Source organism: Saccharothrix sp. DSM 118769 (genome assembly GCF_052936295.1).
The window spans coordinates 5391503-5416961 of record NZ_CP193627.1 but is presented as its reverse complement, the minus strand read 5'-3'; the positions used below and the strand labels follow the sequence as shown (position 1 = coordinate 5416961).

At 71.5% G+C, this 25459-nt stretch carries 23 protein-coding genes; 17 read left to right on the top strand and 6 right to left on the bottom strand.

Translation table 11 applies throughout. From position 1 onward, the window contains the following. Window positions 1-28 precede the first annotated feature (28 nt). The 7 genes from ACRAKJ_RS23160 to ACRAKJ_RS23130 all read left to right on the top strand — a co-directional run bounded on the left by ACRAKJ_RS23160 (window position 29) and on the right by ACRAKJ_RS23130 (window position 9330). Complete coding sequence (locus ACRAKJ_RS23160; protein WP_438925237.1) at window positions 29-421, top strand: cupin domain-containing protein; 393 nt, start codon at window positions 29-31, stop codon at window positions 419-421. A gap of 96 nt (window positions 422-517) precedes the next feature. Next, entirely contained in the window at window positions 518-1315 is a 798-nt protein-coding gene (locus tag ACRAKJ_RS23155) for an MmyB family transcriptional regulator (RefSeq protein WP_438925238.1), read from the top strand. An 823-nt stretch (window positions 1316-2138) separates the two neighbouring features. After that, window positions 2139-3341 carry an IS701 family transposase gene (locus tag ACRAKJ_RS23150; RefSeq protein ID WP_438925239.1) on the top strand — a complete coding sequence of 401 codons (1203 nt, stop codon included), beginning with the start codon at window positions 2139-2141 and terminating at the stop codon, window positions 3339-3341. A gap of 138 nt (window positions 3342-3479) precedes the next feature. Then, on the top strand, window positions 3480-4103 hold the full coding sequence (locus ACRAKJ_RS23145; RefSeq protein WP_447008654.1) for a TetR/AcrR family transcriptional regulator: 624 nt from the start codon (window positions 3480-3482) through the stop codon (window positions 4101-4103). 139 nt (window positions 4104-4242) lie between these two features. Then, complete coding sequence (locus ACRAKJ_RS23140) at window positions 4243-5124, top strand: LysR substrate-binding domain-containing protein (RefSeq protein WP_438923751.1); 882 nt, start codon at window positions 4243-4245, stop codon at window positions 5122-5124. Window positions 5125-5226: 102 nt separating this feature from the next. Beyond that, window positions 5227-8469 carry a fused isobutyryl-CoA mutase/GTPase IcmF gene (icmF, locus tag ACRAKJ_RS23135; RefSeq protein WP_438923750.1) on the top strand — a complete coding sequence of 1081 codons (3243 nt, stop codon included), beginning with the start codon at window positions 5227-5229 and terminating at the stop codon, window positions 8467-8469. Between the two features lie 51 nt (window positions 8470-8520). Then, entirely contained in the window at window positions 8521-9330 is an 810-nt protein-coding gene (locus tag ACRAKJ_RS23130) for an MBL fold metallo-hydrolase (protein ID WP_438923749.1), read from the top strand. On the opposite strand, the gene ACRAKJ_RS23125 is transcribed toward ACRAKJ_RS23130, so the two are convergent. Together ACRAKJ_RS23125 and ACRAKJ_RS23120 are read right to left on the bottom strand one after the other, a co-directional pair. Beyond that, the gene (locus ACRAKJ_RS23125; protein WP_438923748.1) at window positions 9320-10552 is read right to left on the bottom strand and encodes an Nramp family divalent metal transporter; all 1233 of its coding nucleotides are present in this window, start codon (window positions 10550-10552) and stop codon (window positions 9320-9322) included. The two genes, ACRAKJ_RS23130 and ACRAKJ_RS23125, sit on opposite strands and share 11 nt — an antisense overlap. A gap of 58 nt (window positions 10553-10610) precedes the next feature. Further along, window positions 10611-11474: a manganese catalase family protein gene (locus ACRAKJ_RS23120; RefSeq protein ID WP_438923747.1), complete on the bottom strand. Its 864-nt coding sequence runs from the start codon at window positions 11472-11474 to the stop codon at window positions 10611-10613. Between the two features lie 198 nt (window positions 11475-11672). On the opposite strand from ACRAKJ_RS23120, the gene ACRAKJ_RS23115 reads away from it, so the two are divergent. Genes ACRAKJ_RS23115 through ACRAKJ_RS23090 form a run of 6 tightly spaced genes read left to right on the top strand, consistent with a single transcriptional unit; the run spans window position 11673 to window position 16466 of the window. Then, on the top strand, window positions 11673-12398 hold the full coding sequence (locus ACRAKJ_RS23115) for a BTAD domain-containing putative transcriptional regulator (RefSeq protein WP_438923746.1): 726 nt from the start codon (window positions 11673-11675) through the stop codon (window positions 12396-12398). A gap of 52 nt (window positions 12399-12450) precedes the next feature. Then, window positions 12451-12585 carry a hypothetical protein gene (locus ACRAKJ_RS23110; RefSeq protein WP_438923745.1) on the top strand — a complete coding sequence of 45 codons (135 nt, stop codon included), beginning with the start codon at window positions 12451-12453 and terminating at the stop codon, window positions 12583-12585. After that, window positions 12582-13013 (top strand): hypothetical protein, encoded by a 432-nt coding sequence (locus ACRAKJ_RS23105; protein WP_438923744.1) that lies wholly within the window; start codon window positions 12582-12584, stop codon window positions 13011-13013. Before ACRAKJ_RS23110 ends, ACRAKJ_RS23105 begins: the two co-directional genes overlap by 4 nt. Further along, window positions 13010-14179: an alcohol dehydrogenase catalytic domain-containing protein gene (locus ACRAKJ_RS23100; protein WP_438923743.1), complete on the top strand. Its 1170-nt coding sequence runs from the start codon at window positions 13010-13012 to the stop codon at window positions 14177-14179. Before ACRAKJ_RS23105 ends, ACRAKJ_RS23100 begins: the two co-directional genes overlap by 4 nt. Window positions 14180-14189: 10 nt before the next feature. Further along, window positions 14190-15959: an aa3-type cytochrome oxidase subunit I gene (ctaD, locus tag ACRAKJ_RS23095; protein WP_438923742.1), complete on the top strand. Its 1770-nt coding sequence runs from the start codon at window positions 14190-14192 to the stop codon at window positions 15957-15959. 36 nt (window positions 15960-15995) lie between these two features. After that, window positions 15996-16466, top strand: a complete 471-nt coding sequence (locus ACRAKJ_RS23090; RefSeq protein WP_438923741.1) for a hypothetical protein — start codon at window positions 15996-15998, stop codon at window positions 16464-16466. Window positions 16467-16473: 7 nt separating this feature from the next. Here the strand turns inward: ACRAKJ_RS23090 and ACRAKJ_RS23085 are convergent, their stop codons facing one another. The 4 genes from ACRAKJ_RS23085 to ACRAKJ_RS23070 all read right to left on the bottom strand — a co-directional run bounded on the left by ACRAKJ_RS23085 (window position 16474) and on the right by ACRAKJ_RS23070 (window position 20754). After that, window positions 16474-17487, bottom strand: a complete 1014-nt coding sequence (locus ACRAKJ_RS23085) for a pectate lyase family protein (protein WP_438923740.1) — start codon at window positions 17485-17487, stop codon at window positions 16474-16476. 11 nt (window positions 17488-17498) lie between these two features. Beyond that, entirely contained in the window at window positions 17499-18500 is a 1002-nt protein-coding gene (locus ACRAKJ_RS23080; protein ID WP_438923739.1) for a pectate lyase family protein, read from the bottom strand. An 11-nt stretch (window positions 18501-18511) separates the two neighbouring features. Next, complete coding sequence (locus tag ACRAKJ_RS23075) at window positions 18512-19522, bottom strand: pectate lyase family protein (protein WP_438923738.1); 1011 nt, start codon at window positions 19520-19522, stop codon at window positions 18512-18514. Window positions 19523-19719: 197 nt separating this feature from the next. Further along, window positions 19720-20754, bottom strand: coding sequence for a substrate-binding domain-containing protein (locus ACRAKJ_RS23070; RefSeq protein ID WP_438923737.1), 1035 nt, complete (start codon window positions 20752-20754; stop codon window positions 19720-19722). A 257-nt stretch (window positions 20755-21011) separates the two neighbouring features. Between ACRAKJ_RS23070 and ACRAKJ_RS23065 the strand changes: the two genes are divergently transcribed. Genes ACRAKJ_RS23065 through ACRAKJ_RS23050 form a run of 4 tightly spaced genes read left to right on the top strand, consistent with a single transcriptional unit; the run spans window position 21012 to window position 25446 of the window. Next, complete coding sequence (locus tag ACRAKJ_RS23065) at window positions 21012-22256, top strand: extracellular solute-binding protein (protein ID WP_438923736.1); 1245 nt, start codon at window positions 21012-21014, stop codon at window positions 22254-22256. Window position 22257: 1 nt separating this feature from the next. Next, window positions 22258-23181 (top strand): ABC transporter permease subunit, encoded by a 924-nt coding sequence (locus ACRAKJ_RS23060; protein WP_438923735.1) that lies wholly within the window; start codon window positions 22258-22260, stop codon window positions 23179-23181. A 13-nt stretch (window positions 23182-23194) separates the two neighbouring features. Then, window positions 23195-24073 carry an ABC transporter permease subunit gene (locus ACRAKJ_RS23055; protein ID WP_438923734.1) on the top strand — a complete coding sequence of 293 codons (879 nt, stop codon included), beginning with the start codon at window positions 23195-23197 and terminating at the stop codon, window positions 24071-24073. Continuing rightward, on the top strand, window positions 24073-25446 hold the full coding sequence (locus ACRAKJ_RS23050; protein WP_438923733.1) for a GH1 family beta-glucosidase: 1374 nt from the start codon (window positions 24073-24075) through the stop codon (window positions 25444-25446). Before ACRAKJ_RS23055 ends, ACRAKJ_RS23050 begins: the two co-directional genes overlap by 1 nt. Window positions 25447-25459 lie beyond the last annotated feature (13 nt).

Here is a 25459-nt window from a genome sequence, read left to right as displayed (position 1 = left end):
GGGGACAGCCAGGAGGAAGGAGGAGCACGTGGAGGTCGTCAGCAAGGACAGCCTGCCCACCGTGCGCATCGCGGGTGAGGTGGCCGCCCACATCTTCGACGGTGGCGCCCACGGCACCACGTCGTCGGCGTTCATCGTCGACGTCGCGCCCGGTCGGGGACCGCGTCGCCACAGCCACCCGTACGACGAGGTCTTCATCATCATCGAGGGCCGCGTCCGCGTGGAGGCGGACGGCGAGGTGCGCGACGCCGGGCCCGAGGACGTGCTGATCGTGCGCACCGGCGTGCCGCACGCGTTCACCAACCTCGGACCGGGCAACGCCAAGATGGTCAACATCCACGTCACCGACAAGGTCGTCACCGAGTTCGGCGACGACGACCACGCGGCCGACCCGTCCTACCAGTACAACCACACCAGCTGAGAGCGGTGCGCGTCCGCGGGCCCCCGCGTCGTTCCGAGTGCTCCTGCCGGAACGACGCGGGGGCCTCGCCGCGTCCGCGGGGAGGTGAACAGCAGAGTGGCAACGCACAACGCGGAACCGGCCGAACTGGGCCGGTTCCTGCGCAGCCGCCGGGAGCGGCTCGACCCGGCCGGCGCCGGGTTCCCGGCGGGTGCCCGCCGGCGGTCGCCCGGCCTGCGCCGGGAGGAGGTCGCCGTGCTGGCGGGGATCAGCCCCACCTGGTACGCGTACCTGGAGCAGGGCCGCGACGTGCGGCCCTCGGTGGAGCTGCTGGACAGCCTGGCGCGCGCGCTGCGCCTGAGCGAGGACGAGCGCCGCTACGCGCACGTCCTGGTGCACGGCCACGTCGCGCGTCCCCGGCCGCTGGTCGGCGACACGTCGGCGGAGGAGCTGGTCGAGTGCCTGGTCGCCGCGGCGGCCGACGACCCGCACCCGGTGCACGCGGTGGGGCGGCACGGGGACGTCCTGGCGTGGAACGCCGCGTCGGCGGCCTGGTACGACGACTGGGGCGCGTTGCCCGTGACCGGCCGGAACCTGCTGGCGTGGCTGCTCACCTCGCCGGTGGCGCGGGAGCGGGTCGTCGACTGGGAGGACGAGGCGCGCGACGCGGTGGCCGCCTGGCGGGCCGAGGTGGCGCGGGCGCCGGGCGACGAGGAGGTCGCCCGGCGGGTGGCCGAACTGTCGGCGGCGAGCACGCGCTTCCGGCACTGGTGGGATGAGAGGATCGTCCGTGAGCGGCGGTCGCGGGTGCGCCGCTTCCGCCGTCCCGGGGCGGAGGTGCGGGAGCTCCGGCTGGTGCCCGTCGAGTCGCCGGAGTTCGCTCCCGCGACCGTCGTCCTGCACCTGCCGCTGTGAGCGCGTCCCGCGGACTTGACGAAGTGCGGGCGCTCCGCGCGCCGGCGTGCCGGGCGCGCGCGAGGCGACCCGGCTCACCTGGGGGAACGCGGAGCTCCGGTGGCGCTCCGGCGACTCACGATGGCCTCTCGGCGCATGTCTGGCTACCTTGCGGTGAAACTGCGACGGGGAGGGTCGATGGTCACGTCTGCCGCCACGGGGGGCTCGTCCGGTGTTGTTCCAGGGGTGCGCGGCGCTCGGCGCCGGTCGTCCCCGCCGGCCGGGCCGGTCGAGGGCGAGCGCTCCGTGCCGTTGCCCGCCGGTAATGCGAATGTAATTCGGTTCATTACGTAGAGGGATCGCGGAGAAGGTCGGCTTGGGGGGCCGACACCGTGACCTCCGTTTTCCGGGCGACCGCGCACCACCGGTGGTCGCCCGGCCCGGTTGTGCGCGCTTCGCGGTGGGATGCGGAAAGCCGAATGCGCGGTCACTGGAACCGGGAATGCCACCACAAGTCAAGTCTGGACAATTACCGTCCACGTCTTGAAAAATCTGTGGAAGTCCGCGGCGCGTTGTTGCGCACCGGGGACGACCGGTCTGTGCAGACCGGCTGCTGGGGGACTGGGGCGATCATGATGAGGGACTGCCGTCCGTGCGCGGAGCCGCGAGCCGGTGGTGCTGGAGCTATCGGGAGCGGCGGTGTGACCGCGGGCACGACGGTGTATTTGTGATGCCGTGAGATCTCCTTCGGAATGTGCTGTGCCTAGCTCAGACCAAGTGGCGAACGCACCCTGGGGGGTTCGTTCGACGGCTATCCGATTGCTGGAGGGGACGAACTGTGCACATGTTCCAAGCGGTGTCGGCGGGCGCCGACCCGTCCGATTTATTCGATCTGTCTGAGTACTGCGACGAGCTGTTCACGACATTGGGCAGGTCCGACCAGCGCCGCTGGGCCGAGACCTACGTCAGGGGGCTGCTCCTCGTACCGGGGCGGAAGTCGATCCGGAGGATCTCGGAGATGGTGGTCGGCCGGGACGCCGACCAGTCGTTGCAGCAGTTCGTGAACCAGAGCCCGTGGGCGTGGGCGCCGGTGCGGGGCCGCCTGGCCGGGCGCGTCGACCGCGCGCTGCGGCCCAGGGCGTGGGTGGTGAAGGAGGTGGTGTTCCCCAAGAACGGGGACAACTCGGTGGCGGTCGCCCGGCAGTACGCGCCGTCGGCCGGGCGCATGCTCAACTGCCAGCGCGCCGTCGGCGTCTTCCTCGCGGGGGACCAGGGCGCGGTGCCGGTCAACTGGCGGCTGGTCATGCCGAAGGCGTGGGACGACGACGTGGAGCGCCGCGCCAAGACCCGCGTCCCGGAGGACGAGCGGTCCAGGCGGACCTGGCAGTACCTGCTCGACTGCTTCGACGAGATGACGGGCAACTGGGGGTTGCCCGCCGCTCCCGTCGTCGTCGACCTCAGCGGTGACCCCGGCCTGCTGCCGCTGCTCGGCGGCCTGGAGGAGAGGGGCATGCGCTACCTGGCGCAGGTGTCCACGAGCACGCCGGTGGCGCCGGTCAACCTGGTCGGCGCGCCGAACCAGCCGCGCACGATCGGGCAGCTGGTCGCGGCGGCGGCCCGGTCCGGCCGGACCTCGCTGGGCGTGCGGGACGAGGTCACCGGCGCGGTCACCACCTCCGAGTTCGTGGTGGCCACGCTGACCGGGTACTCGGGGCAGGCGGACGGGCGGCCCGGCCGGTCGCCCTGGCTGCGCCACGTGCTGGCCGAGTGGCCCGCGGGGCAGGCCCGCCCGCGCGCGGTGTGGGTGACCAACCTCGGGTCCACCGGCATCGGCGAGCTGGTCGGCCTGCTGCGGGCCGACCGGAAGGTCGACGCCCAGGTCCCCCGCCTGACCGAGGAGTACGGCCTGCGGCACTTCGAGGGCCGCTCGTTCCGGGGCTGGCACCACCACGTGACCCTGGTGTCGGCCGCCCAGGGGTACGGGCAGCTGCGCGAGGCGGCCACGCAGGCCGAGGGCGAGGAGTGGCGGTTGAGGCCCTACGCCTGATCCGCCACCGGAAGTGGGTCAGCGCCGCTCCACTTCCACCCCCCGCTCCACTTCCACCCCCGCGCGGCGAGCCGGCTGGTGCTACGTTGGAATACAGGTAGGGAGAGTTCCCCAACGAAGCGCCGCCGGGAGGTACAGGTGCGCCGTTCCGCCGCCGAAACGCGTGAGCACGTCCTCAGCGTGACGCACGAGCTGTTCTACTGGCACGGCATCCACGCGGTCGGCGTGGATCGCGTGGCCGCCGAGGCGGGGGTCGCGCCGACCACCCTGTACCGGCTCTTCCGGTCCAAGGACGAACTGGTCGCGGCCTACGTCGAGCGGGCGGACACCAGTTACCGGGCCTGGTTCAGCGAGGCCACGAAGGCCGACGGCCGAGGTGCGCGCGAGCGCGTCCTGGCCGCGTTCGACGAGCTGATCGTGCAGGTCCACCCGAGCCGGTGCCGGGGCTGCCCGTTCCTGATGGCACTGGCGGAGTTCCCCGACCCGGAGCTGCCCGCCCACCGCAAGGCCGTGGCCACGAAGGAGTGGATGCGCGCCCGGTTCGGCGAGTTGACGGGCCAGCTGGAGGGCGTCGTCGAACCGGGCGCGCTCGCCGACAAGCTCGCGCTGGTGATGGAGGGCGTCTACGCCTCGGTGCAAGCCTTGGGCGTGGACGGCCCCGCGCGCAGCGCGCGCGAGCTGGTGGAACTGATCCTGCCCGTGCCCGCTGCTGGGGAAGCGGGGCGCGGGCGGGGCCGGCGACCGTCGCCCGTGCCCGCCTGATCCGGTGTGGGGATCAGGCGGGCACGGGCGTCCGACGCGGGTGCCGCGGGGACGTGCGGCACGGTGCGTCGGGTTCCATGCACATATCGTGACTGTTCCGCTGTCCCCAGTCCAAGACCCGCTGATATAACTGTTGGTTATGGACGTGCGTGTCCGTGACCTGCGTTACTTCATCGCGGTGGCCGAGGAGCTGAGCTTCACCCTGGCCGCCCGCGACCGGCTGTTCATCTCCCAGCCGGCGCTGAGCAAGCAGATCCGGCAGCTGGAGCTGTCGCTGCGCGTCACCCTGTTCGACCGGGACCGGCGCTCGGTGGCGCTGACGCCCGCCGGTCGCGAGCTGCTGCCGCGGGCGCGGGCGCTGGTGGAGGAGTGGGACGCGACCCGGCGCGCGGTGCTCGCCGCGGCCGGGTCCGAACCGGTGCTCGTGGTCGGTTTCCAGACCCGCATCGGTCGCGGCCTCATCCCGTCGGTGACGGCGCGGATGGGCGAGCTGCTGCCGGGCTGGGGCCTGCGGTTCCGGCAGGTGCCGTGGCACGACGCCGCGGTGGGCCTGGCCGGTGGCGAGGTCGACGTGGCCGTGGCCTGGTTGCCGGTGCCGGGCTCCGGCGAGCTGTCCTGGCGGGTGATCGCGACCGAGGACCGCTGGGTCGCGCTGCCGCACGGGCACCGGCTGGCGGCGCTCGCCGAGGTGCCGTTCGACGAGCTGGCCGACGAGCCGTTCGTGGCGCTGCCGCGCGCCGCCGGTCCGCTGCGCGACTTCTGGCTCGCCCTGGAGCACCGCACGACCCCGGCGCGCGTGGGCGGGGAGGCGTCGACCACCGACGAGGCGTTCGAGGCGGTGGCCTCCGGCCTGGGCGTGGTGCTGGTGTCGGCGGGCAACGCCGAGGCCCACCAGCGCGACGACGTCGTCTACCGGCCCGTGCTCGGGCTCTCGCCCAGCAGGCTGGCGGTGGTCTGGCGCACGGACGACGAGCGGGAGGCCGTGCGGGTGTTCGTGGAGGCGTGCGCCCGCTCCCTCTGACCGGGAACGGGGAGGGGAGTGAGCCGCGCCACTTCGGTTGCACTTCCGATAGACGGATGTCCTAGTAATCTGGAGCACGTCGTCGTCGTCGAAGGAGCCGTCGTGACCGCCGCCAGCCCGTTGCACACCCCGCAGCACCCGGTCCGCTTCGTCACGGCCGCCAGCCTGTTCGACGGCCACGACGCGGCGATCAACATCATGCGCCGCATCCTCCAGTCGCAGGGCGCCGAGGTGGTGCACCTCGGCCACAACCGGTCCGTGCGCGAGGTCGTCGACGCGGCGGTCCAGGAGGACGTGCAGGGCATCGCCATCAGCGCCTACCAGGGCGGCCACGTCGAGTACTTCACCTACCTGGTCGAACTGCTCAACGAGCGCGGCGCGGGGCACGTCAAGGTCTTCGGCGGCGGTGGCGGCGTCATCGTGCCCGAGGAGATCGAGCTGCTGCACTCGCGCGGCGTGGCGCGGATCTTCTCCCCGGCCGACGGCCAGGAGCTGGGCCTGGCCCGCATGATCAACACCATGGTGGCGGCGTGCGACCACCCGCTGGCCGAGCGCCCGCCGTCCTCCTGGGAGGGGCTCTTCACCGGCGCGGACGACGTGCTGGCCCGCGCCATCACGCTCATCGAGGCCGGGGCGCTGCCCGACGACGTGCGGGAGCGCGTGGCCGCCGCCGCGGCGGCGCGGACCGTGCCGGTGCTCGGCATCACCGGCACCGGCGGCTCGGGCAAGTCCTCGCTGACCGACGAGCTGGTGCGCCGCTTCCGGCTCGACCAGCAGGACAAGCTGCGGGTGGCCGTGCTGGCCGTCGACCCGACCCGGCGCAAGGGCGGCGGCGCGCTGCTCGGCGACCGCATCCGGATGAACTGCCTCGACGGCGACCGCGTGTTCTTCCGCTCGCTGGCGACCCGCCGCGCCGGCTCGGAGGTGCCCGACGGGCTGTCCGACGCGATCCTGGTGTGCAAGGCCGCCGGGTTCGACCTGGTCGTCGTGGAGACGCCCGGCATCGGCCAGGGCGACGCGGCGATCGTGCCGTTCGTGGACCTCTCGCTGTACGTGATGACACCGGAGTTCGGCGCCGCGTCGCAGCTGGAGAAGATCGACATGCTCGACTACGCCGACGTGGTCGCGATCAACAAGTTCGAGCGCCGGGGCGCCGAGGACGCCCGCCGCGACGTGGCCCGCCAGCTCGTGCGCAACCGCGAGGCGTTCGGCGCGTCGTGGGAGGACATGCCGGTCTTCGGCACGTCCGCCGCCACGTTCAACGACGACGGCGTGACCGCCCTCTACCAGCACCTGCGCGACGGGCTCGCGCAACGCGGCCTGCCCGTGGCCGAGGGCGCCCTGGCGGCGGTCGACCGCAAGGTGTCCACGTCGGCGGCCACCGTCGTGCCCGCCGACCGCGCCCGCTACCTCGCCGAGATCGCCGAGACCGTGCGCGGCTACCACCGCGCCACCGAGACCCACGTGGACGCCGTGCGCCGGGCCGCGCACCTGCGGGCCGCCCGCGACGAGCTGGCGGCGGCCGGCCACGACACCACCGCGATCACCGGGCTGCTGGAGGCCGCCGAACGCGGGGTGGACGCGGTGTCCGCCGCGCTGCTCGCCGAGTGGCCGAGGACGGTGGAGGACTACGGCGGCGACGAGCTGGTGGTCAAGGTCCGCGACCGCGAGATCCGCACGACGCTCACCCGCGAGACGCTGTCGGGCAACCGGGTGCGCCGGGTGTCGCTGCCCCGCTACGACGACGACGGCACCCTGCTGCGGTTCCTGCGCGAGGAGAACCTGCCCGGCCGCTTCCCGTACACCGCCGGCGTGTTCCCGTTCAAGCGCGACGGCGAGGACCCGGCGCGGATGTTCGCGGGCGAGGGCGACGCGTTCCGCACCAACCGCCGCTTCAAGTACCTGTCGAAGGGCTCCGAGGCCACCCGCCTGTCCACCGCGTTCGACTCGGTGACCCTCTACGGCCGCGACCCCGACACCCCGCCGGACGTCTACGGCAAGATCGGCACGTCCGGCGTGTCCATCGCGACCCTGGACGACATGAAGGCGCTCTACGAGGGCTTCGACCTCACCTCGCCCACCACGTCGGTGTCGATGACCATCAACGGCCCCGCGCCGACGATCCTCGCGTTCTTCCTCAACGCGGTCGTCGACCAGCAGGTCGGGAAGTTCCGCGCCGAGCACGGCCGGGAGCCGTCCGCGGACGAGGCCGCCGAGCTGCGGGCACGGGCCCTGTCGACCGTGCGCGGCACCGTGCAGGCCGACATCCTCAAGGAGGACCAGGGCCAGAACACGTGCATCTTCTCCACCGAGTTCTCGCTGCGGATGATGGCCGACATCCAGGAGTGGTTCATCCGCAACGAGGTCCGCAACTTCTACTCGGTGTCCATCTCCGGCTACCACATCGCCGAGGCCGGCGCGAACCCCATCAGCCAGCTCGCCTTCACCCTGGCCAACGGGTTCACCTACGTCGAGTCGTACCTCGCGCGCGGCATGTCGATCGACGACTTCGCGCCGAACCTGTCGTTCTTCTTCTCCAACGGCATGGACGCCGAGTACAGCGTCATCGGCCGGGTGGCCCGGCGCATCTGGGCCATCGCCATGCGCGAGCGCTACGGCGCCAACGAGCGGTCGCAGAAGTTCAAGTACCACGTGCAGACCTCCGGCCGGTCGCTGCACGCGCAGGAGATGGACTTCAACGACATCCGCACCACGCTCCAGGCGCTGTGCGCGCTGTACGACAACACGAACTCGTTGCACACCAACGCCTACGACGAGGCCATCACCACGCCCACCGAGTCGTCGGTGCGCCGGGCCATGGCCATCCAGCTCATCATCAACAAGGAGTGGGGCCTGTCGGCGAACGAGAACCCGCTGCAGGGCTCGTTCGTCGTCGAGGAGCTGACCGACCTGGTCGAGGAGGCGGTGCTCGCCGAGTTCGACCGGCTCTCCGAGCGCGGCGGCGTGCTGGGCGCGATGGAGACCGGCTACCAGCGCGGGCGCATCCAGGACGAGTCGATGCTCTACGAGCAGCGCAAGCACGACGGGTCGCTGCCGCTGATCGGCGTGAACACGTTCCTGCCCGAGGACGGGTCGCGCGAGCCGGTGACCATCGAGCTGGCCCGCGCCACCGAGGACGAGAAGCGCTCGCAGGTCGAGCGGACCCGCGCGTTCGCCGCCGCCCACGCCGCCGAGGCCGGGCCCGCCCTGCGCCGGCTCAAGGAGGCCGCCGCGTCGGGGGAGAACGTGTTCGCCGTGCTCGTGGACGCGGCCAGGGTCTGCACGCTCGGGCAGATCACCGAGGCGTTCTTCGAGGTGGGCGGGCAGTACCGGCGCAACGTGTGACCGGAGGCCGGTGGCGCGGTTGAACGGCCGCCCGCCGGTTATCCCGCCGGCATGGACGAGCAGAACTCGCTGTTCTTCGTGGGCAACGCCACGACGGTGCTGAAGCTGGGGCCGTTCACCCTGCTGACCGACCCCAACTTCCTCCGCCGCGGCCAGTGGAGCTACTTCGGGCAGGGCCTGGTGTCGCGGCGGCTCAAGGACCCGGCCGTCGGTGTCGACGACCTGCCGCCGCTGGACGCGGTCGTGCTGTCGCACTTCCACGGCGACCACTTCGACCGCGTCGCGGCCCGGGGCCTCGACCACGACCTGCCGGTCCTCACCACGCCGCACGCGGCGCGCAGGCTCGGCAGGCGCGGTTTCCGGGAGGCGCTGGGCCTGCGCACCTGGGGCCGGGAGACGCTGACCAGGGGCGAGGCGTCGGTGACCATCACGTCCCTGCCGGGGCGGCACGCCCTGGGCGCGGTGGCGAGGGTCCTGCCGCCGGTGATGGGCACCATGGTCGAGTACCGGGCCACCCCGGCGGCCCCGCCGCTGCGCGTCTACCTCAGCGGCGACACCCTCGTGCACGACGAGCTGCGCGAGATCCGCGAGCGCTACCCGGAGATCGACGTGGCCGTGGTGCACCTGGGCGGCACGAAGGTGCTCGGCCTGCTGCTCACCATGGACGGCGCGCAGGGCGTGGACCTGCTGGAGCTGCTGCGCCCGCGGCACGTCGTGCCGGTGCACTACGACGACTACGGCCTGATGAAGTCCCCGCTGTCGGACTTCGTCGGCGAGGTCGAGCGCCGCCGCCCACCGGTGTCGTTGCTCCCGGTGGGCCGCGGCGAGACCGTCCCGCTGCCCGGCCGCCTCAGCCGGTGACGGTCCGGACCAGCAGGAACACGTTCAACCCGGAGATCAGCACCGCGCCCGCCGCGCCGAACCACGTGGTGGCGCGGCGGTTCACCGCATCGCCCATCACGTCCCGGCGGCGGCCCAGCAGCACGAGCGGGACCAGGGCGAAGGGGATGCCGAAGGACAGCACGACCTGGCTGAGCACCAGCGCCTTCGTCGGGTCGACGCCCATCCCCAGGATCAGCAGCGCCGGGGCCATGGTGAGCAGCCTGCGCAGCGACAGCGGGATGCGGCGGCGCAGGAAGCCCTCCATGACGACCTGGCCCGAGTAGGTGCCGACGCTGGACGCGGCCAGGCCCGAGGCCAGCAGCGCGAGCGCGAACGCCAGGGCCGCGCCCGGCCCGAGCAGGTCGCCCAGGCCGCTGTGCATGTCCTCCAGCGACTCGCGGGGCGCGCCGGTGGAGTGGAACGCGCCGGCGGCCACGACGAGCATGCTCACGTTGACCAGGGTGGCCACGCCCAGCGCGGCCACGATGTCGGTGCGGTTGGCCCGCAGCGTGCGCCGCCGGGCGACCGGGTCGGTGGTGTGGTGGCGCTGGGTGAGCGCGGAGTGCAGGTAGATGACGTGCGGCATCACGGTCGCGCCGAGCATCCCGGTGGCCAGCAGCACGCTGTCCACGCCCGCGAAGCCGGGCACCAGCCCCGCGACCGCGCCGGTCGGCGGCCCGAGCTGCAACGCCTGGTAGAGGAAGCCGCCGAGGACGATCGCGAGCAGCCCCACGATCACCGACTCGAACCGCCGCCTGCGCAGCGGGGCCAGCGCGAGGATGCCCGCCGACACCACCGCCGTGATCAGCGCGGCGGGCAGCAGCGGCACCCCGAACAGCAGGTTCAGCGCCACCGCCGCGCCCACGAACTCGGCCAGGTCGGTGGCCATCGCCACCAGCTCCGCCTGCACCCACAGCATGCCCGTGACCGGGCGCGAGTAGTGCTCGCGGCACAGCTCCGGCAGGTTGCGGCCGGTGACCACGCCGAGCTTGGCCGACTGGTACTGGATGAACATCGCCAACCCGCTGGCGCCGACGATGACCCACAGCAGCAGGTAGCCGTGGGTCGCGCCGCCCGCCATGTTGGTCGCGAAGTTGCCCGGGTCGACGTACGCGACCGCCACCACGAACGCCGGACCCATGACCACGGCCGCCGAGCGCAGCCGCGCCACCACCGGCGACGTCACCGAGATGCCGACCATCCCGCCGTCCTTCCGTGTTCGGGTGGTGGCCACCCGGACGGGTGGCCACCACGCGTGATCAGGGGGCGAGCTTCTTGATGGCCTTCTCGATCAGGCCGAGGTTCGCGGGGCTGGTCGCGTAGAGCATCGGGTCCGGCGGCGGCGCGGACGCCTTGTCACCCAGCGGCTCGGGGTCCATCAGGTAGGAGAACTCGTGCGAGCCGTCCGGCGCGGGCCCGGACGCCCAGCGGCCCTCGGGACCGTGCACGCCGTCGGAGTTGTGCCAGATGGTGCCCGCGTGCTCCTGGTGCTCCTCGTCGAACAGCGCGCTCGGGCTGATCGGGCCCTCCAGCCCGTCCTCCTGGAGCTCCTCGATCGCGGCCAGCCACATGTTCTGGTGGGCGGTGTCGCGGGCGAGGTTGAACTTGAGCATGTCGCGCACGCCCGGGTCGTCGGTCATGTTGAACAGGCGCGCGGTCTGGAGCCTGCCCTGCGCCTCGGCCGCCACGTTCACCCGGAAGTCGGCCATGAGGTTGCCGCTGGCCACGATGTAGCGGCCGTTCCACGGCACCCCGTTGCTGTCCGACAGGGTGGGGCCGCCGCCGCTGACGATGGCCTGCTGCACGTCCATGCCGCCGAGCACCGCCGCGACGGCCGGGTCCTTGACCGCCTCGGCCGTCATCTCCGACGGCGCGCCCTCCAGCAGCCTGGCGCACATCGTGGCCAGCATCTCGACGTGGCCGATCTCCTCGGTGGCCACGTCCATGATGAGGTCCTTGTACTTGCCCTCCACGCGGCAGTTCCAGCCCTGGAACAGGTACTGCATGGTCACGGTCATCTCGCCCCACGCGCCGCCGATCAGCTCTTGGAGCTTGCGCGCGAAGAGGGCGTCCGGCGCGCTGGGCTTGGCCTCGAACTGAAGCCTGCTGGTGTGCAGGAACATCTCGCCTCCTGGGTTCCGATCAGGGCTCCGAAGCTAGGCACGGCGCATGACCGGGTGCGCCCCGGTGCGCCACGGCCGCGTCACCGCCGTGTCACCCGTGCTGGTCACGTCGCGAAAAAAATCGGTGGGCGATGGTGTGGGTCGGGGAATCGCGGGCACCCGTGCGGCCCGAGCACCCTGTGTAGATGGGCAGTACCGATGAGTGAACCCCTCGCCGAGCCCAGCCCCCGCACCACGATCCGGCTCCTCGACGGCTTCGTCCTGGAGCACGGCCCCGCACCGCTGCACGTGATACCGGGTGCCCGCCGGTTGCTGGCCCTGCTCGCCGTCCGGCAGGCGCCGGTCAGCCGCGTCGTCGTGGCGGCCGTGCTGTGGCCCGAGGCGACCGCCCGCCGGGCCGCAGCGTGCCTGCGCTCCACGCTGTGGCGCCTGGCCTCGTCCGGCGCGCCGCTGGTCGCGCCCACCGAGGACGCGCTGCGCCTGGACGACGCGGTCGACGTCGACTTCCACCGGGCGTGCCGGTTCGCCGCGACGGCCGGGGCGCACGCGGTGCCGCCCGACCCGGAGGCCGTCGCCCTGCTCAAGGCGGACCTGCTGCCCGGCTGGAGCCAGCCGTGGCTGCTGGCCGAGCAGGACTGGTGGCGGGAGGCTCGGCTGCGCGCGCTGGAGGCGCTGAGCACCCGGTTCAGGTCCGCGGGCGACCGCCACCGCGCGCACCAGGCCGCCCTGGCGGCCGTGCAGAGCGACCCGCTGAGGGAGAGCGCCCACCGCACCCTGGTGCAGCTGCACCTGGAGGACGGCAACCCCGCGCAGGCCGTGCGCCAGTACCGGGCATACCGGACCAGGCTGCGCGCCGAGCTGGGCATGGAGCCGTCACCGGAGATCCACCGGCTCGTCAGCCCCCTGTTCGGCGGGCGGGTTTGAAGGGCGAAGACCAGGCAACCCAGCGCCCACCCACCGGCACGAGGAGGAAGCGATGACCGCACCACGGGACGACGACGAGCGCGTGGAGCGCGGCGCGGCCGAGGAGAACAGCGGCGCGCCGCTGACGGAGACCGAGGTGGAGGTGTCCGAGCGGGCACCGGGCGACTCGCCCGATGAGGACGCGTGAACGGGAGGGCCAGGACGTTCGTGCTGGGCGGCGCCGGTGCGGCGGCGGCGTTCGCGTGCCGTGCGGTGGCCCGCCGCCGCACGGCGCACGGCAACCGCGCCGAGCACTGGCTGGCGGTGACCGTGGACCGGCCGATGACCGACGTGGCGGGCCCGGAGCGGCTGCCCGAGCCGCTGGAGCGGCTGCGCGAGCGGGTCGAGCTCCGGTTCCGCCCGGCCCCCGGCGACCGGGGCACCGAGGTGATGGCCCAGCCGCGCGGCGACGCCGTGTCGCGGGAGGACCTGCGCCTGGCGCTGCGGAAGGCCAAGTCGCTGCTGGAGACGGGGACCGTGGTCGAGCCGGACGCGCGGCCCTCGGCCCACCCGGGTCCGGCGGGCAAGGTGCTCCAGGCGGTCGTGCGCAGGTCCAAGGGGGAGGGCAGGCTGTGAAAGCGCTGTGCTGGGAGGGCGTCAACGACGTCCGGGTGCAGAACGTGCCGGACCCGGTCATCCAGAACGACGAGGACCTGATCCTCAAGGTCGGGCTGAGCACCGTGTGCGGCTCCGACCTGCACCTGCTGACCGGGCACATCCCGTTCATGGAGGCGGGCGACGTCATCGGCCACGAGTTCATGGGCGAGGTCGTCGAGGTCGGCCCGGGGGTGACGCGGCACGAGGTGGGCGACCGGGTGGTCGTCGCCTCCTTCATCGGCTGCGGCCGGTGCTGGTACTGCCGCAACGACCAGTGGTCGCTGTGCGACAACACCAACACCAACCCGGGCATCACGCAGGCCCTGTGGGGCGCCGACCCGGGCGGCGTCTTCGGCTACTCGCACGCCATGGGCGGGTTCAAGGGCAGCCACGCCGAGTACGTGCGCGTGCCGTTCGCCGACCACACCGCCATCCCGGTCCCGGAAGGCGTGGACGACCTGAGCGCCGTGTTCGCCTCCGACTCCGCCCCGACCGGGTGGATGGGCGCGCACCTCGGCGGCGTCGGCCCCGGCGACGTGGTCGCCGTGTGGGGGAGCGGCGCGGTCGGCCAGATGGCCGCGAGGGCGGCCCAGCTGCTCGGCGCGGAGCGCGTCGTGGTCGTCGACCGGTTCGACTACCGGCTGAAGCAGGCCGAACGCGTGTTCGGCGTGGAGACGCTGAACTACCGCGACACCGACGTCGGCGCGGCGCTGCGGGAGATGACGGGCGGCCGGGGACCGGACGTGTGCATCGAGGCCGTGGGCTGCGAGGCGCACAGCTACGGGCCGCAGCACGTGTACGACCAGGTCAAGAGCAAGCTGAAGCTGGAGACCGACCGGCCGATCGCGGTGCGCGAGGCGATCCACGCCTGCCGCAAGGGCGGCTCGGTGTTCGTGCTGGGCGTCTTCAGCGGCCTGGTCGACAAGTTCCCGCTCGGTGCCGTGATGAACAAGGGCCTCACCCTGCGCGGCGCGCAGCAGCACGGGCAGCGCTACATCCCGATGCTGCTCGACCGGATCGCCTCGGGCGAGCTGAGCACCACCCACCTGGGCACCCACGTGATGCCGCTCGACGAGGGCGCGCGCGGCTACCAGCTGTTCAAGGACAAGGAGGACGACTGCCTGCGGGCCGTCTTCCGACCGTGAGGGACGTGCGATGACCGCGTTGAAGCCGACCCCGGTACCGATCGCCACCCCCGCCGGCCGAGGCCGCAAGGGGTCGGCGCTGCTGCGCCTGTTCCGCACCACCGACCACAAGCTGATCGGCCTGATGTACCTGGTCACGTCGTTCATGTTCTTCCTGGCCGGCGGGCTGATGGCGCTGCTGATGCGCGGTGAGCTGGCCCGGCCGGGGATGCAGTTCCTGTCCAACGAGCAGTACAACCAGCTGTTCACCATGCACGGCACGGTGATGCTGCTGCTCTACGCCACCCCGATCGTGTTCGGGTTCGCCAACTACGTCCTGCCGCTCCAGATCGGCGCGCCGGACGTGGCGTTCCCCCGGCTCAACGCGTTCGCCTACTGGCTGTACCTGTTCGGTGGGCTGATCACGGTCAGCAGCTTCCTCACCCCGGCGGGCGCGCCGGACTTCGGGTGGACCGCGTACACACCGCTGTCCACCGCGATCCACTCGCCGGGCGTGGGGGCCGACCTGTGGATCTCCGGCCTGGTCGTCGGTGGTCTGGGCACGATCCTCGGCGGGGTCAACATGATCACCACCGTGGTCTGCCTGCGCGCACCGGGCATGACGATGTTCCGGATGCCGATCTTCACCTGGAACATCCTGATCACCTCGATCCTGGTGCTGGTGGCGTTCCCGATCCTCACCGCGGCCCTGCTGGGCCTGCTGGCCGACCGCCACTTCGGCGCGCACGTGTTCGACCCGGCCAACGGCGGCGTGATCCTGTGGCAGCACCTGTTCTGGTTCTTCGGCCACCCCGAGGTCTACATCGTCGCGCTGCCGTTCTTCGGCATCGTGTCCGAGATCCTGCCCGTGTTCAGCCGGAAACCCCTGTTCGGCTACAAGGGACTGGTCTACGCCACGATCGCCATCGCGCTGTACTCGGTGATCGTGTGGGCGCACCACATGTACGCCACCGGCGCGGTGCTGCTGCTGTTCTTCTCGGCCAGCACGTTCATCATCGCGATCCCGACCGGCATCAAGTTCTTCAACTGGATCGGGACGATGTGGAAGGGGCAGCTGACGTTCGAGACGCCGATGCTGTTCAGCGTCGGCTTCCTGGTGACGTTCCTGTTCGGCGGCCTGTCCGGCATCCTGCTGGCCTCGCCGCCGATCGACTTCCACGTGCACGACACGTACTTCGTGGTGGCGCACTTCCACTACGTGCTGTTCGGCACGATCGTGTTCGCCACCTACGCGGGCATCTACTTCTGGTTCCCCAAGTGGACCGGGCGGATGATGGACGAGCCGCTGGGCAAGCTGCACTTCTGGCTGACGTTCCTCGGCTTCCACGGCACCTTCCTGGTCCACCACTGGCTCGGCAACCAGGGCTTCCCGCGCCGCTACGCCGACTACCTGCCCAGCGACGAGTTCACCGCGCTCAACACCGTCTCCACGGTGGCGGCGTTCGTCCTGGGGGCGTCCACGCTGCCGTTCGTCCACAACGTCTTCCGCAGCTACCGCTTCGGCGAGGTCGCGGGGCGCGACGACCCCTGGGGCTTCGGCAACTCCCTCGAATGGGCGACGTCGTGCCCGCCGCCCAGGCACAACTTCACCGAGCTGCCGCCCATCCGCAGCGAGCGCCCGGCGTTCGAGCTGCACTACCCGCACATGGTCGAGCGGATGCGCGAGGAGTCGCACTACTCGGTGACCAAGCGCCGGGGCGGGGTGGGCGTCGACCCCACCACCGAGAAGTACCTGGCCCCGACCGACCGCGACACGGGGGCCACCGGCGGGGGTGGTTGAGCGGTTCGACCTTGCCCGAACGGGTACACCGTGGACATGAGCTCGGAAGACCTGTCGGGCTACGCGCCCGCCGACGACACGACCGCGTCCGAGGACGACGGGGCCGCCCTGAGCGCCTCCGAGAGCCTCGACGAGGACCGGATCAGGAAGGACCCGCTGGAAGCGGGCATGGACCCGCCCGAGAACTGGTCGGGCGTGACCAAGTACGGCATGACGCCGTACGAGGAGTCCCACCCCAGGCCGCTCGACGACCGGCTCGCCGAGGAGCAGCCGGACGTGACGGCGGACCCGCCCGCGGGCGAACCCGCGGGCGAGCCGGTCGACCAGGCCGACGAGGACGTGGTGAGCCTCGACGCCGAGGGGGTGTCGCAGGACGGCGACGGCGCCACCCTGGAGCAGCTCGACCAGCCGGAGGAGCTGGTCAGGGCCGATCCGGACACGCTGTCGCGGGAGGACGAGATCCGGGCCGAGGCCGTGGGCCGCGGTCAGGCGGCCGACGACTACTGAGCCGTCCCTACACGCGCCCGACCCCGGCGCCCGCCGTGACCAGACCCGGCACGGCGGACGCGGGGTCGGGCGCGTACGCGTAGTAGGTGCGGGGCTCGACCACGGTGCCCAGGGTCTGCGGCACACCGGACCCGACGTAGAGGTTGCCGCGCTCGACCACCCGCCCCGGGCCGCTCTTGTCGTAACCGGACAGGACCGGGCGGGCCACGTTCTCGAAGTAGTTGTTCTCCACCAGCACGCCCGCGTCCTCGGTGGAGGCCACCCCGTAGAGCGCGTTGCCCCGGTAGTAGTTGTTGTAGACGTGCACGGGCTCGCCGAACCGCACGCGCGGGTGGCGCTGGTCGGTGCGGTCGAAGAAGTTGTGGTGGTAGGTGACGCGCAGCTTGCCCCGGTCGGCGGTGTAGCTGTCGGAGTGGCCGAGCAGCGCCGCCTTGCTGTGGTCGTGGAAGTGGTTCCACGACACGGTGACGTAGTCGGACTCCCGCTTGACGTCCAGCAGCCCGTCGTAGCCGTCGGACAGGTCGCAGTGGTCGATCCACACGTGGTGGGCCTTGTTGGTGACGCTGATCGAGTCGTCCGAGGCGCCGGTGAACCGCAGGTTGCGGATGATCACGTTGTTGCCCGGTCGGGTGGTGGAGCCCAGTTGCAGGCCGCCGCCGGTGATCTCGGCGGTGGAGCCGACGCCGATGATCGTCTTGTTGGCCACCACGGTGATCATGTCGTCCACGGAGAGCCGCCCGGACACGGAGATCACGTACGGCTCCTTGCGGCCCACGTAGTCGGCCAGCGCGTCACCGGAGGTCACGGTGACGGCCTGGCCGCCCGCGCCGCCGGTGGTGCCGTTCTGGCCCAGGGCGTTGACCGAGGCGAAGCCGTCGGCGGTGGCGAGGACCGACGGGTGTGCCGACGCCGACGGGTGGGCGAGCGCCGACGGGTGGGCCAGCGCGGTGCGGGGGAGTGCTGCCGCGGCGGCGGCGAGCGCGGTGCCGGCGAGCAGGTGCCGGCGGTTCAGCGGGCTCATGGTCGTCCCTCTCAGATCCGGCCCACGCCGGCGCCGGCGGGCACCGTGCTCGGCAGGCTCGCGGGGTTGTCGGGCGTGTAGGAGTAGTAGGTGCGGGGCTCCACGACGGTGCCCGCGGTCTGCGGGGTGCCGGAGTTGGCGTAGACGTTGCCGCGCTCGACGACGCGGCCGGGGCCGCTCTCGTCGTAGCCCACGTAGATCGGGTGCGGCACGTTCTGGAAGTAGTTCGCCTCGACCAGCACGCCCGCGTTCTCGGTGGACGCCACGCCGTAGAGGGTGTTGTCGCGGAAGTAGTTGTTGTAGACGTGGATCGGTTCGCCGAAGCGCACGCGCGGGTGGCGCTGCGCGGTGCGGTCGAAGTAGTTGTGGTGGAACGTGGTGCGCAGCTTGCCGGTGTCCGGGCCCGCGTTGGAGTCGGAGTGGCCCAGCAGCGCGGTCTTGCTGTGGTCGTGGAAGTGGCACCACGACACGGTGATCAGGTCCGCGCCGCGCACGATGTCGATCAGGCCGTCCTGGCCGCCGCTGAGGTCGCAGTGGTCGATCCAGATGTGGTGCGAGGACTGCTGGATGCTGATCGCGTCGTCGTCCGCGCCGGAGAACTTCAGGTTCCGGATGATCACGTTCTGCCGGCGGTACATGTCCAGCCCGCCGCCCTGGATCTCCGCGCCGGGCAGGCCGATGACGGTCTTGTTGGACCGCAGGGCGTGCTTGCTGCTGAACCGCATGATCCCGTCGACCTGGATGACGTACGGCTCGTTGCGGTCGCAGTAGTCGAGGAACGACTCGGTGTCCCGCACGGTCACGACCGGTCCGCCGACACCGCCGGTGGTGCCGTTCTGGCCGAGCAGGTTCGTGCCCGCGAAGCCGTCGGCGGTGGCGAACGGCGCGGCCCACACCGGGGTGGTGGTGGTCGCGGGGCGCGCGGCCCCGGCGGAGGCCGGTCGGGCGGCGACGGCGGTCAGGGCGGTGGCGGCGGCGCCCGCGAGGAGGCCGCGCCTGCTGATGGGGCTCATGGCCGGTCCTCTCAGATCCTGCCGACGCCCGCGCCGGCGGGCACGACGGTGGGCACCTCGGCGGCGCGGTGCAGGGTGTAGGCGTAGTAGGTGCGGGGCTCCACGACGGTGCCGCGGGTCTCGATCTCGTGGTTGCAGTCGACGAGGATGTTGTCGCGCTGCACCATGCGGCCCAGGTCGCCGCTGAAGTCGACCCGGCCGGGGTTGTTGACGCTGTAGAAGTAGTTGCCCTCCAGCACCACGCCCGCGTTCATCGCCGAGGCCACGCCGTAGCTGTTGTCGCGGTAGTAGTTGTTGTAGACGTGCACCGACTCGCCGAACCGGACGCGGGGGTTGCGCTGGTCGGAGCCGTCGAAGTAGTTGTGGTGGTAGGTCACCCGCAGGCGGCCGACGTCCTGGGCCGCGTTGTCGTCGTCGTGGCCGAGCAGGAGCGTTTTGTCGTGGTCGTGGAACCTGTTCCAGGAGACCGTGACGAAATCCGATCCGCGCTTGATGTCGACCGCGCCGTCGTCGCCGTTGGAGAAGTCGTTGTGGTCGATCCAGATGTGGTGGCTGAACATCTGCACGTTGATCAGGTCGTCGGTCGCGCCGGTGATCGACAGGTTGCGGATGATGATGTTGTGCACGGCGTTCGCGGGCGGGCCGGTGACGTCGTCGTCGACCGGCAGGCCGATGTCGAGGCCGCCGCCGGAGAGCCTCGCGTCGCTGCCCAGACCGATGATCGTCTTGTCCGAGGCCACCGGGTGCATCCCGTCGGTGGTGCCCGTCGGTAACGTGATCGTGCCCCTGACCTGCACGGTCAATGGTTCGGGGCGCTTGATGTAGTCGAGGAACTGCGCCGTGGTGGTCGCCGTGACGGTCGCTCCGCCCGCACCGCCGGTGGTGCCGTTCTGGCCCAGGGCGTTGACGGACGCGAAGCCGTCCGCCGGGCCCGCGGCGAGCGCGGGAGCCGGGGCGACGACGGTCGCGCCGAGGACGGCCAAGACGGGCAGGGCGCGCTTCAACGCCGGTGTTGTGCGCATGGTTGTCCTTTACCGAAAGGAATTCCAGGGGTCCGGGAAAAAGGCTTTCCCTTCCGCACCGTAAGCGGTCGTTTTCAGCGTGTCAACGGTTCGCCGGGGTTCACGTATGTGAGCTGGGGAATTCACATACGTGAGCTTGTTCGACGGATTCGATTGTGCGTTCGCGACGCGTTCGACGGGCCCGTTCGACGGCCGCGTCACCGGCTGGAGGAGCGCACCACCAGCTTCGTCGGCAGGAACGCGGGCGGCGGCGTCGCGCCGTCGTGGACCATGGTCAGCACGGCGCGCGCGGCGGCCACCCCGATGCCGGCCTTGTCCTGCGCGAGGGTGGTCAGCGGCGGGTCGACCAGCGCGGCCAGCTCGATGTCGTCGAACCCGACCACGGCCACGTCCTCGGGCACCCGCAGCCCGGCGTGGCGGGCGGCGAGCAGTGCGCCCACGGCCATCTCGTCGCTCGCGCAGAACACCGCCGTCGGCGGTTCGGGCAGGGCGATCAGCGACCGCATCGCCGCCTGGCCACTGGGGCGGTAGAAGTCGCCCTCCGCGACGTGGTCGTCCGGCACCCCCAGCCCGGCCTCGGCCATCGCGGCGCGGAACCCGGCGAGCCGGTCCGCGGCCGGCCGGTTGGCGCGCGGCCCGGTGATGGTGGCGATCCGGCGGTGCCCGGCGGCGACCAGGTGCCGCACGGCCAGGTGCGCGCCGCCGACGTTGTCGGAGGTGACGAAGGTGGCGCGCGGCCCCTCCACGGCCACGTCGACCGCGACGCACGGCAGCCCGGACTGGGCGAACGCGGCGAACGCGGGCGCGTCGGACCCGCTGTCGATGAGCACCAGCCCGCCCAGGCTGTGCCGGCGGGTCATGTTCACGTAGGCGACCGGGTCGGCCAGCGACGCGCCGACCGCGCGCAGCGCCGCCGACCCGCTGGTGGCCAGCATCAGCAGGTGGTAGCCGTGCGCGCTGAGCGCGGACTTCAGGCCGATCAGCAGCTCCTGGAGGTACGGGTGCCGCCAGCCGGGACGCCGGTGGTCGGTGTCCCACACCAGGCCGATCAGCCCGGACTTCTTGGTGGCCAGCGCGCGGGCCGACTCGTTGGGGCGGTAGTCCAGCTCGCGGGCCACCCGCTCGACCACTTCGCGCTTTTCCTTGCTCACCGTCAGGGGCTGGTTGAAAACACGTGAAACGGTCGCCACGGACACGCCGCACAGCTGGGCGATCTCACGGATCGTGGTCATCTCCCGCCCTTTCTTTGTAACCGCTTACAGACCCTCGGGGAGCCGCGCCTGACCAGCCTGGACACCGTACCACCTGCGAAAACGCCGAGCGCCTGAAACGGTCAGGTTATCGCTTCGTTACTTGACGGTGTCGTGGGGCGGGGCTGTCATGTACTGCACACCGGCCGGGTGGACGATCCCGGTCGAATTCGCCGGAAACCCCCGGATCGACCCTACGCGTGTCCGGCGTGCACGAAAAACGGAAAGGGAACCTCGAAATGAGACGAGCCGGGACCCTGGTGGGCGTCGGCCTGCTGGCCGCATCACTGGTGACGGCCTGCGGAGGCGGGGCGGGCGACGGCAAGACGCGGATCACCGTCGGCCTCTTCGGCAACTTCGGCTACCAGCAGCTGTTCGAGGAGTACGAGAAGGCGCACCCGGACGTCGACATCACCGACCGCACCGCCTCCTACTCCGACCACCACAAGAACCTCGCCGCCCACCTGGCCACCAACAACGGCGCGGCCGACGTCGAGGCCATCGACTCCGGCTACATCAACCAGTTCAAGGCCACCCCGGACCGGTTCGTCCAGCTGCCCGACACGCTCAAGGACCGCTGGCTGGACTGGAAGTGGGCGGCGTCGCTGTCCAAGGACGGCAAGCAGATCGGCTACGGCACCGACATCGGCGGCCTGGCCATCTGCTACCGCCGCGACCTGCTGGAGGCCGCCGGCCTGCCCGCCGACCGCGACGCCGTCTCGGCGCTGTGGCCGGACTGGGAGTCCTTCATGGCCAAGGGCCGCGAGTTCCAGGCGAGGGCGCCGCAGGGCACCAAGTGGTTCGACGGCGGCCCGTCGCTGCTCAACGCCATCGTCGGCCAGGCCCCGACCGGCTACTACGACAAGGACGACAAGATCGTCGTCGGCGACAACGAGGACATCAAGAACGGCTGGAACCTCGTCGCGCAGGGCGTCGCCGACGGCCTGTCCGCGGGCCTGCTCTACAGCACGCCGCAGTGGAACACCGGCTTCAAGCAGAGCCAGTTCGCCACCGTGATCTGCCCCGCCTGGCAGATGGCCAAGATCAAGGACCAGGCGCCGGAGACCTCCGGCAAGTGGGACCTCGCCACCGTGCCCGGCGGCGGCGGCAACTGGGGCGGCTCCTACCTGACCGTGCCCAAGCAGGGCAAGAACACCGACAAGGCCCTGGCGCTGGCCGAGTGGCTGACCGCGCCCGAGCAGCAGGCCAAGGTGTTCGCCAGCAACAACCTGCTGCCCTCCACCACGAAGGCGCTCAGCGAGCAGTCCGTGGGCCAGTACAGCGACCCGTTCTTCAACAACGCCCCGGTCGGCGCCGTGTTCACCGCCGCCGCCCGCGCCCTCAAGCCCCAGTACCAGGGCCCGAAGGCCGGCGACATCCAGACCGAGCTGGGCAACGCCATGCAGCGCGTCGAGCAGGGCAAGCAGAGCGCCGACGAGTCCTGGCAGCAGTTCGTCACCGACGCGAAGAAGCTCGAAGGCTGACATGGCGAAGCCGGACTGGCGGGAACGCCGCCACCGCTGGGACACCCGGTACGCGCCGTACGCCTACATCGCGCCGTACTTCCTGCTGTTCGCGGTGTTCGGGCTGTTCCCGCTGCTCTACACCGCCTGGGTGTCGATGCAGGACCGCAACCTGCTCGACGGCGACTCGGCGACGTTCATCGGGCTGGACAACTACGTCCAGCTGCTGACCGCGGACCCGTACTTCTGGAACGCGATGGGCAACACGCTCAGCCTGTGGCTGTTCACCACCGTTCCGCAGATCCTGTTCGCGCTCGGCATCGCGCAGCTGCTCAACCGGCGGCTGCGCGGCCGGACGTTCTTCCGGATGGGCGTGCTGCTGCCGAACATCACCTCGGTGGCGGCGGTGACGATCATCTTCGCCCAGCTGTTCGGCCGCGACTTCGGCCTGATCAACTGGGGGCTGGAGCTGTTCGGTGCCGGCCGGGTCGACTGGCAGGCCGGCACCGGCTCCTCGCACACCGCCATCGCCGCGATGGTGGTGTGGCGCTGGACCGGCTACCACGCGCTGATCTTCCTGGCGTCCATGCAGGCCATCCCGTCGAGCGTGTACGAGGCGGCCCGGCTGGACGGCGCGAACGCGTGGCAGCAGTTCTGGCGCATCACCGTGCCCATGCTCCGCCCGCAGATCATCTTCTCCACGGTGATCGCCACCGCGGGCAACATGCGGCTGCTGGCCGAACCGCTGCTGTTCAACCCGGGCGCCGCCGCGGCGACCGGCGGGTCGGACCGGCAGTTCCAGACCGCCGCGCTCTACCTCTACGAGCAGGGCTTCGCGAAGTTCGACTTCGGCTACGCCTCGGCCATCGCCTGGCTGCTGCTGGTCGCCACGATCGCCATCACGGGCCTGAGCTACCTCGCCGCGCGCCGCATCCGCACCGACTGAAAGGCGACGACCCATGACCAGCCTGCTCGACCGGCCGGCCCCGGTCGCACCACCGCCCGCCAGGCGCAAGCGCGCGGTGCGGCTGCCCGGACCGTGGACCTACGCGGCGCTCATCGCGGTGATCGCCGGGTCCGCGTTCCCGGTGTACTGGTCGCTCGTGGTGTCCTCCCAGACACCCGACAAGGTCGACAGCGTGCCGCCGGTGCTGGTGCCCGGCGGCAACCTGTTCGCCAACATCGCCCGCGTGTTCGACCAGTCCGACTTCGCCCTGGCGCTGTGGAACTCCATCGTGGTCTCCGGGACGATCACGCTGTCCGTGGTGTTCTTCTCCACGCTCGCCGGCTTCGCCTTCGCCAAGCTCCGCTTCCGCGGCCGCTCGGCGCTGATGCTGCTGGTGGTCGCCACCCAGGCCGTGCCGACGGAGCTCGGCGTCATCCCGCTCTACATGATGATGAGCGATTTCGGCTGGGCGGGGGAGATCCACGCGGTCATCGTGCCCGGCCTGGTCACCGCGTTCGGCGTGTTCTTCATGCGCCAGTACTTCGAGCGGGCCGTGCCCGACGAGCTGCTGGAGGCCGGCCGGATGGACGGGTGCAGCTCGATCCGCCTGTACTGGCACGTCGTGCTGCCCGCCGCCCGCCCGGCCGCCGCCGTCCTCGGCCTGTTCACGTTCATGCAGGCGTGGAACGACTTCTTCTGGCCGCTGGTGGTGCTCACCCCGGAGAACCCCACCGTGCAGACCGCGCTGTCCACCCTGGCCAGCGGGTACACCACCGACTACACACTCGTGCTCACCGCGGCGACGATCGGCACCCTGCCGGTGCTCGCGGTGTTCCTCCTGTTCGGCCGGCAGATCGTCGGCGGGATCATGCAAGGAGCGCTGAAAGGCTGATGACCGACTTCCCCCGAGGGTTCCGCTGGGGCGTCGCCACTTCCTCGTACCAGATCGAGGGAGCGGCGGACGCCGACGGGAGAGGACCGTCCATCTGGGACGCGTTCGCCGAGGTGCCCGGCGCCGTGGCGGGCGGCGACACCGGCGCCGTGGCGTGCGACCACTACCACCGGATGCCCGAGGACGTGGCGCTGCTCGGCGAGCTGGGCGTGGACGCCTACCGCTTCTCGGTGTCCTGGTCGCGGGTGCTGCCCACCGGCGCGGGCGCCGTCGAGCCGCGCGGCCTGGACTTCTACTCCCGGCTCGTCGACGGGCTGCTCGCGCGCGGCATCGAGCCGTTCCTCACCCTCTACCACTGGGACCTGCCGCAGGCCCTGGAGGAGCTGGGCGGCTGGCGCTCCCGCGACACCGCGCTGAGGTTCGCCGACTACGCCCTCGTCGTGCAGGACGCGCTGGGCGACCGGGTGTCGAAGTGGACGACGTTCAACGAGCCGTACGTGTCCTCGATCGTCGGCTACGGCGAGGGCAGGCACGCGCCCGGCGCCCGGGAGGGCCACGGCTCGCTCGCCGCCGCCCACCACCTGCTGGTCGCCCACGGCCTCGCCGTGCGGGCGCTGCGCGAGACCAAGCCCGATCACGAGTTCGGCATCGTGCTCAACCAGTCCCCGTCGGTGCCGGTCACCGACTCGGACGCCGACGTGGCCGCCGCCCGCCGGCACGACCTGCTGCTGCGCCGCCAGTTCACCGACCCGCTCTTCGGCGGGAAGTACCCGGAGGACTACGCGGAGACCTTCGCCGGGGTCACCGACGCCTCCTTCCGCCTCGACGGCGACCTGGAGCTGATCGGGCAGCCGCTGGACTACGTGGGCATCAACTACTACTACCGGCAGCACGTGGCCGACGCGCCGCACCGCGACCCGGACCCGGCCACCCGCACGTCCATCGACATCGGCATCGACACCACGCGGCTGCCCGACGTGCCGCGCACCGCGATGAACTGGCCCGTCGAACCGCACGGCCTCACCGACACCCTCGTCGGGCTCAAGGAGCGCTACCCGGCCCTGCCGCCGGTGTACGTCACCGAGAACGGGTGCGTGTACCCCGACAACCCCGGCTTCGTCGACCAGGAGCGCATCGAGTTCCTGCGCTCCCACCTCGCCGCGGCCCGCGACGCGGCCGACGCGGGCGTGGACCTGCGCGGCTACTTCGTGTGGTCGTTCCTGGACAACTTCGAGTGGGCGCACGGCTACAAGCCCCGCTTCGGGCTGGTCCACGTGGACTACGAGACCCTCGTCCGCACCCCGCGCGCGAGCTTCCACTGGTACCGCGACCTGGTCGCCGGGCAGCGGGCCGCGCAGGCCGCCACCGGGTGACCCGCGAGCCACC

Excerpts from the sequence above, each read along its gene's own strand:
- ACRAKJ_RS23120 (WP_438923747.1), bottom strand. The coding sequence starts at position 11,474 with ATGTTCCTGCACACCAGCAGGCTTCAGTTCGAGGCCAAGCCCAGCGCG.
- ACRAKJ_RS23065 (WP_438923736.1), top strand. The coding sequence starts at position 21,012 with ATGAGACGAGCCGGGACCCTGGTGGGCGTCGGCCTGCTGGCCGCATCA.
- ACRAKJ_RS23070 (WP_438923737.1), bottom strand. The coding sequence starts at position 20,754 with ATGACCACGATCCGTGAGATCGCCCAGCTGTGCGGCGTGTCCGTGGCG.
- ACRAKJ_RS23110 (WP_438923745.1), top strand. The coding sequence starts at position 12,451 with ATGACCGCACCACGGGACGACGACGAGCGCGTGGAGCGCGGCGCGGCC.
- ACRAKJ_RS23140 (WP_438923751.1), top strand. The coding sequence starts at position 4,243 with ATGGACGTGCGTGTCCGTGACCTGCGTTACTTCATCGCGGTGGCCGAG.
- ACRAKJ_RS23130 (WP_438923749.1), top strand. The coding sequence starts at position 8,521 with ATGGACGAGCAGAACTCGCTGTTCTTCGTGGGCAACGCCACGACGGTG.
- ACRAKJ_RS23125 (WP_438923748.1), bottom strand. The coding sequence starts at position 10,552 with ATGGTCGGCATCTCGGTGACGTCGCCGGTGGTGGCGCGGCTGCGCTCG.
- ctaD (WP_438923742.1), top strand. The coding sequence starts at position 14,190 with ATGACCGCGTTGAAGCCGACCCCGGTACCGATCGCCACCCCCGCCGGC.
- ACRAKJ_RS23060 (WP_438923735.1), top strand. The coding sequence starts at position 22,258 with ATGGCGAAGCCGGACTGGCGGGAACGCCGCCACCGCTGGGACACCCGG.
- ACRAKJ_RS23090 (WP_438923741.1), top strand. The coding sequence starts at position 15,996 with ATGAGCTCGGAAGACCTGTCGGGCTACGCGCCCGCCGACGACACGACC.
- ACRAKJ_RS23050 (WP_438923733.1), top strand. The coding sequence starts at position 24,073 with ATGACCGACTTCCCCCGAGGGTTCCGCTGGGGCGTCGCCACTTCCTCG.
- ACRAKJ_RS23085 (WP_438923740.1), bottom strand. The coding sequence starts at position 17,487 with ATGAGCCCGCTGAACCGCCGGCACCTGCTCGCCGGCACCGCGCTCGCC.
- ACRAKJ_RS23115 (WP_438923746.1), top strand. The coding sequence starts at position 11,673 with ATGAGTGAACCCCTCGCCGAGCCCAGCCCCCGCACCACGATCCGGCTC.
- ACRAKJ_RS23080 (WP_438923739.1), bottom strand. The coding sequence starts at position 18,500 with ATGAGCCCCATCAGCAGGCGCGGCCTCCTCGCGGGCGCCGCCGCCACC.
- ACRAKJ_RS23075 (WP_438923738.1), bottom strand. The coding sequence starts at position 19,522 with ATGCGCACAACACCGGCGTTGAAGCGCGCCCTGCCCGTCTTGGCCGTC.
- ACRAKJ_RS23055 (WP_438923734.1), top strand. The coding sequence starts at position 23,195 with ATGACCAGCCTGCTCGACCGGCCGGCCCCGGTCGCACCACCGCCCGCC.
- ACRAKJ_RS23150 (WP_438925239.1), top strand. The coding sequence starts at position 2,139 with ATGTTCCAAGCGGTGTCGGCGGGCGCCGACCCGTCCGATTTATTCGAT.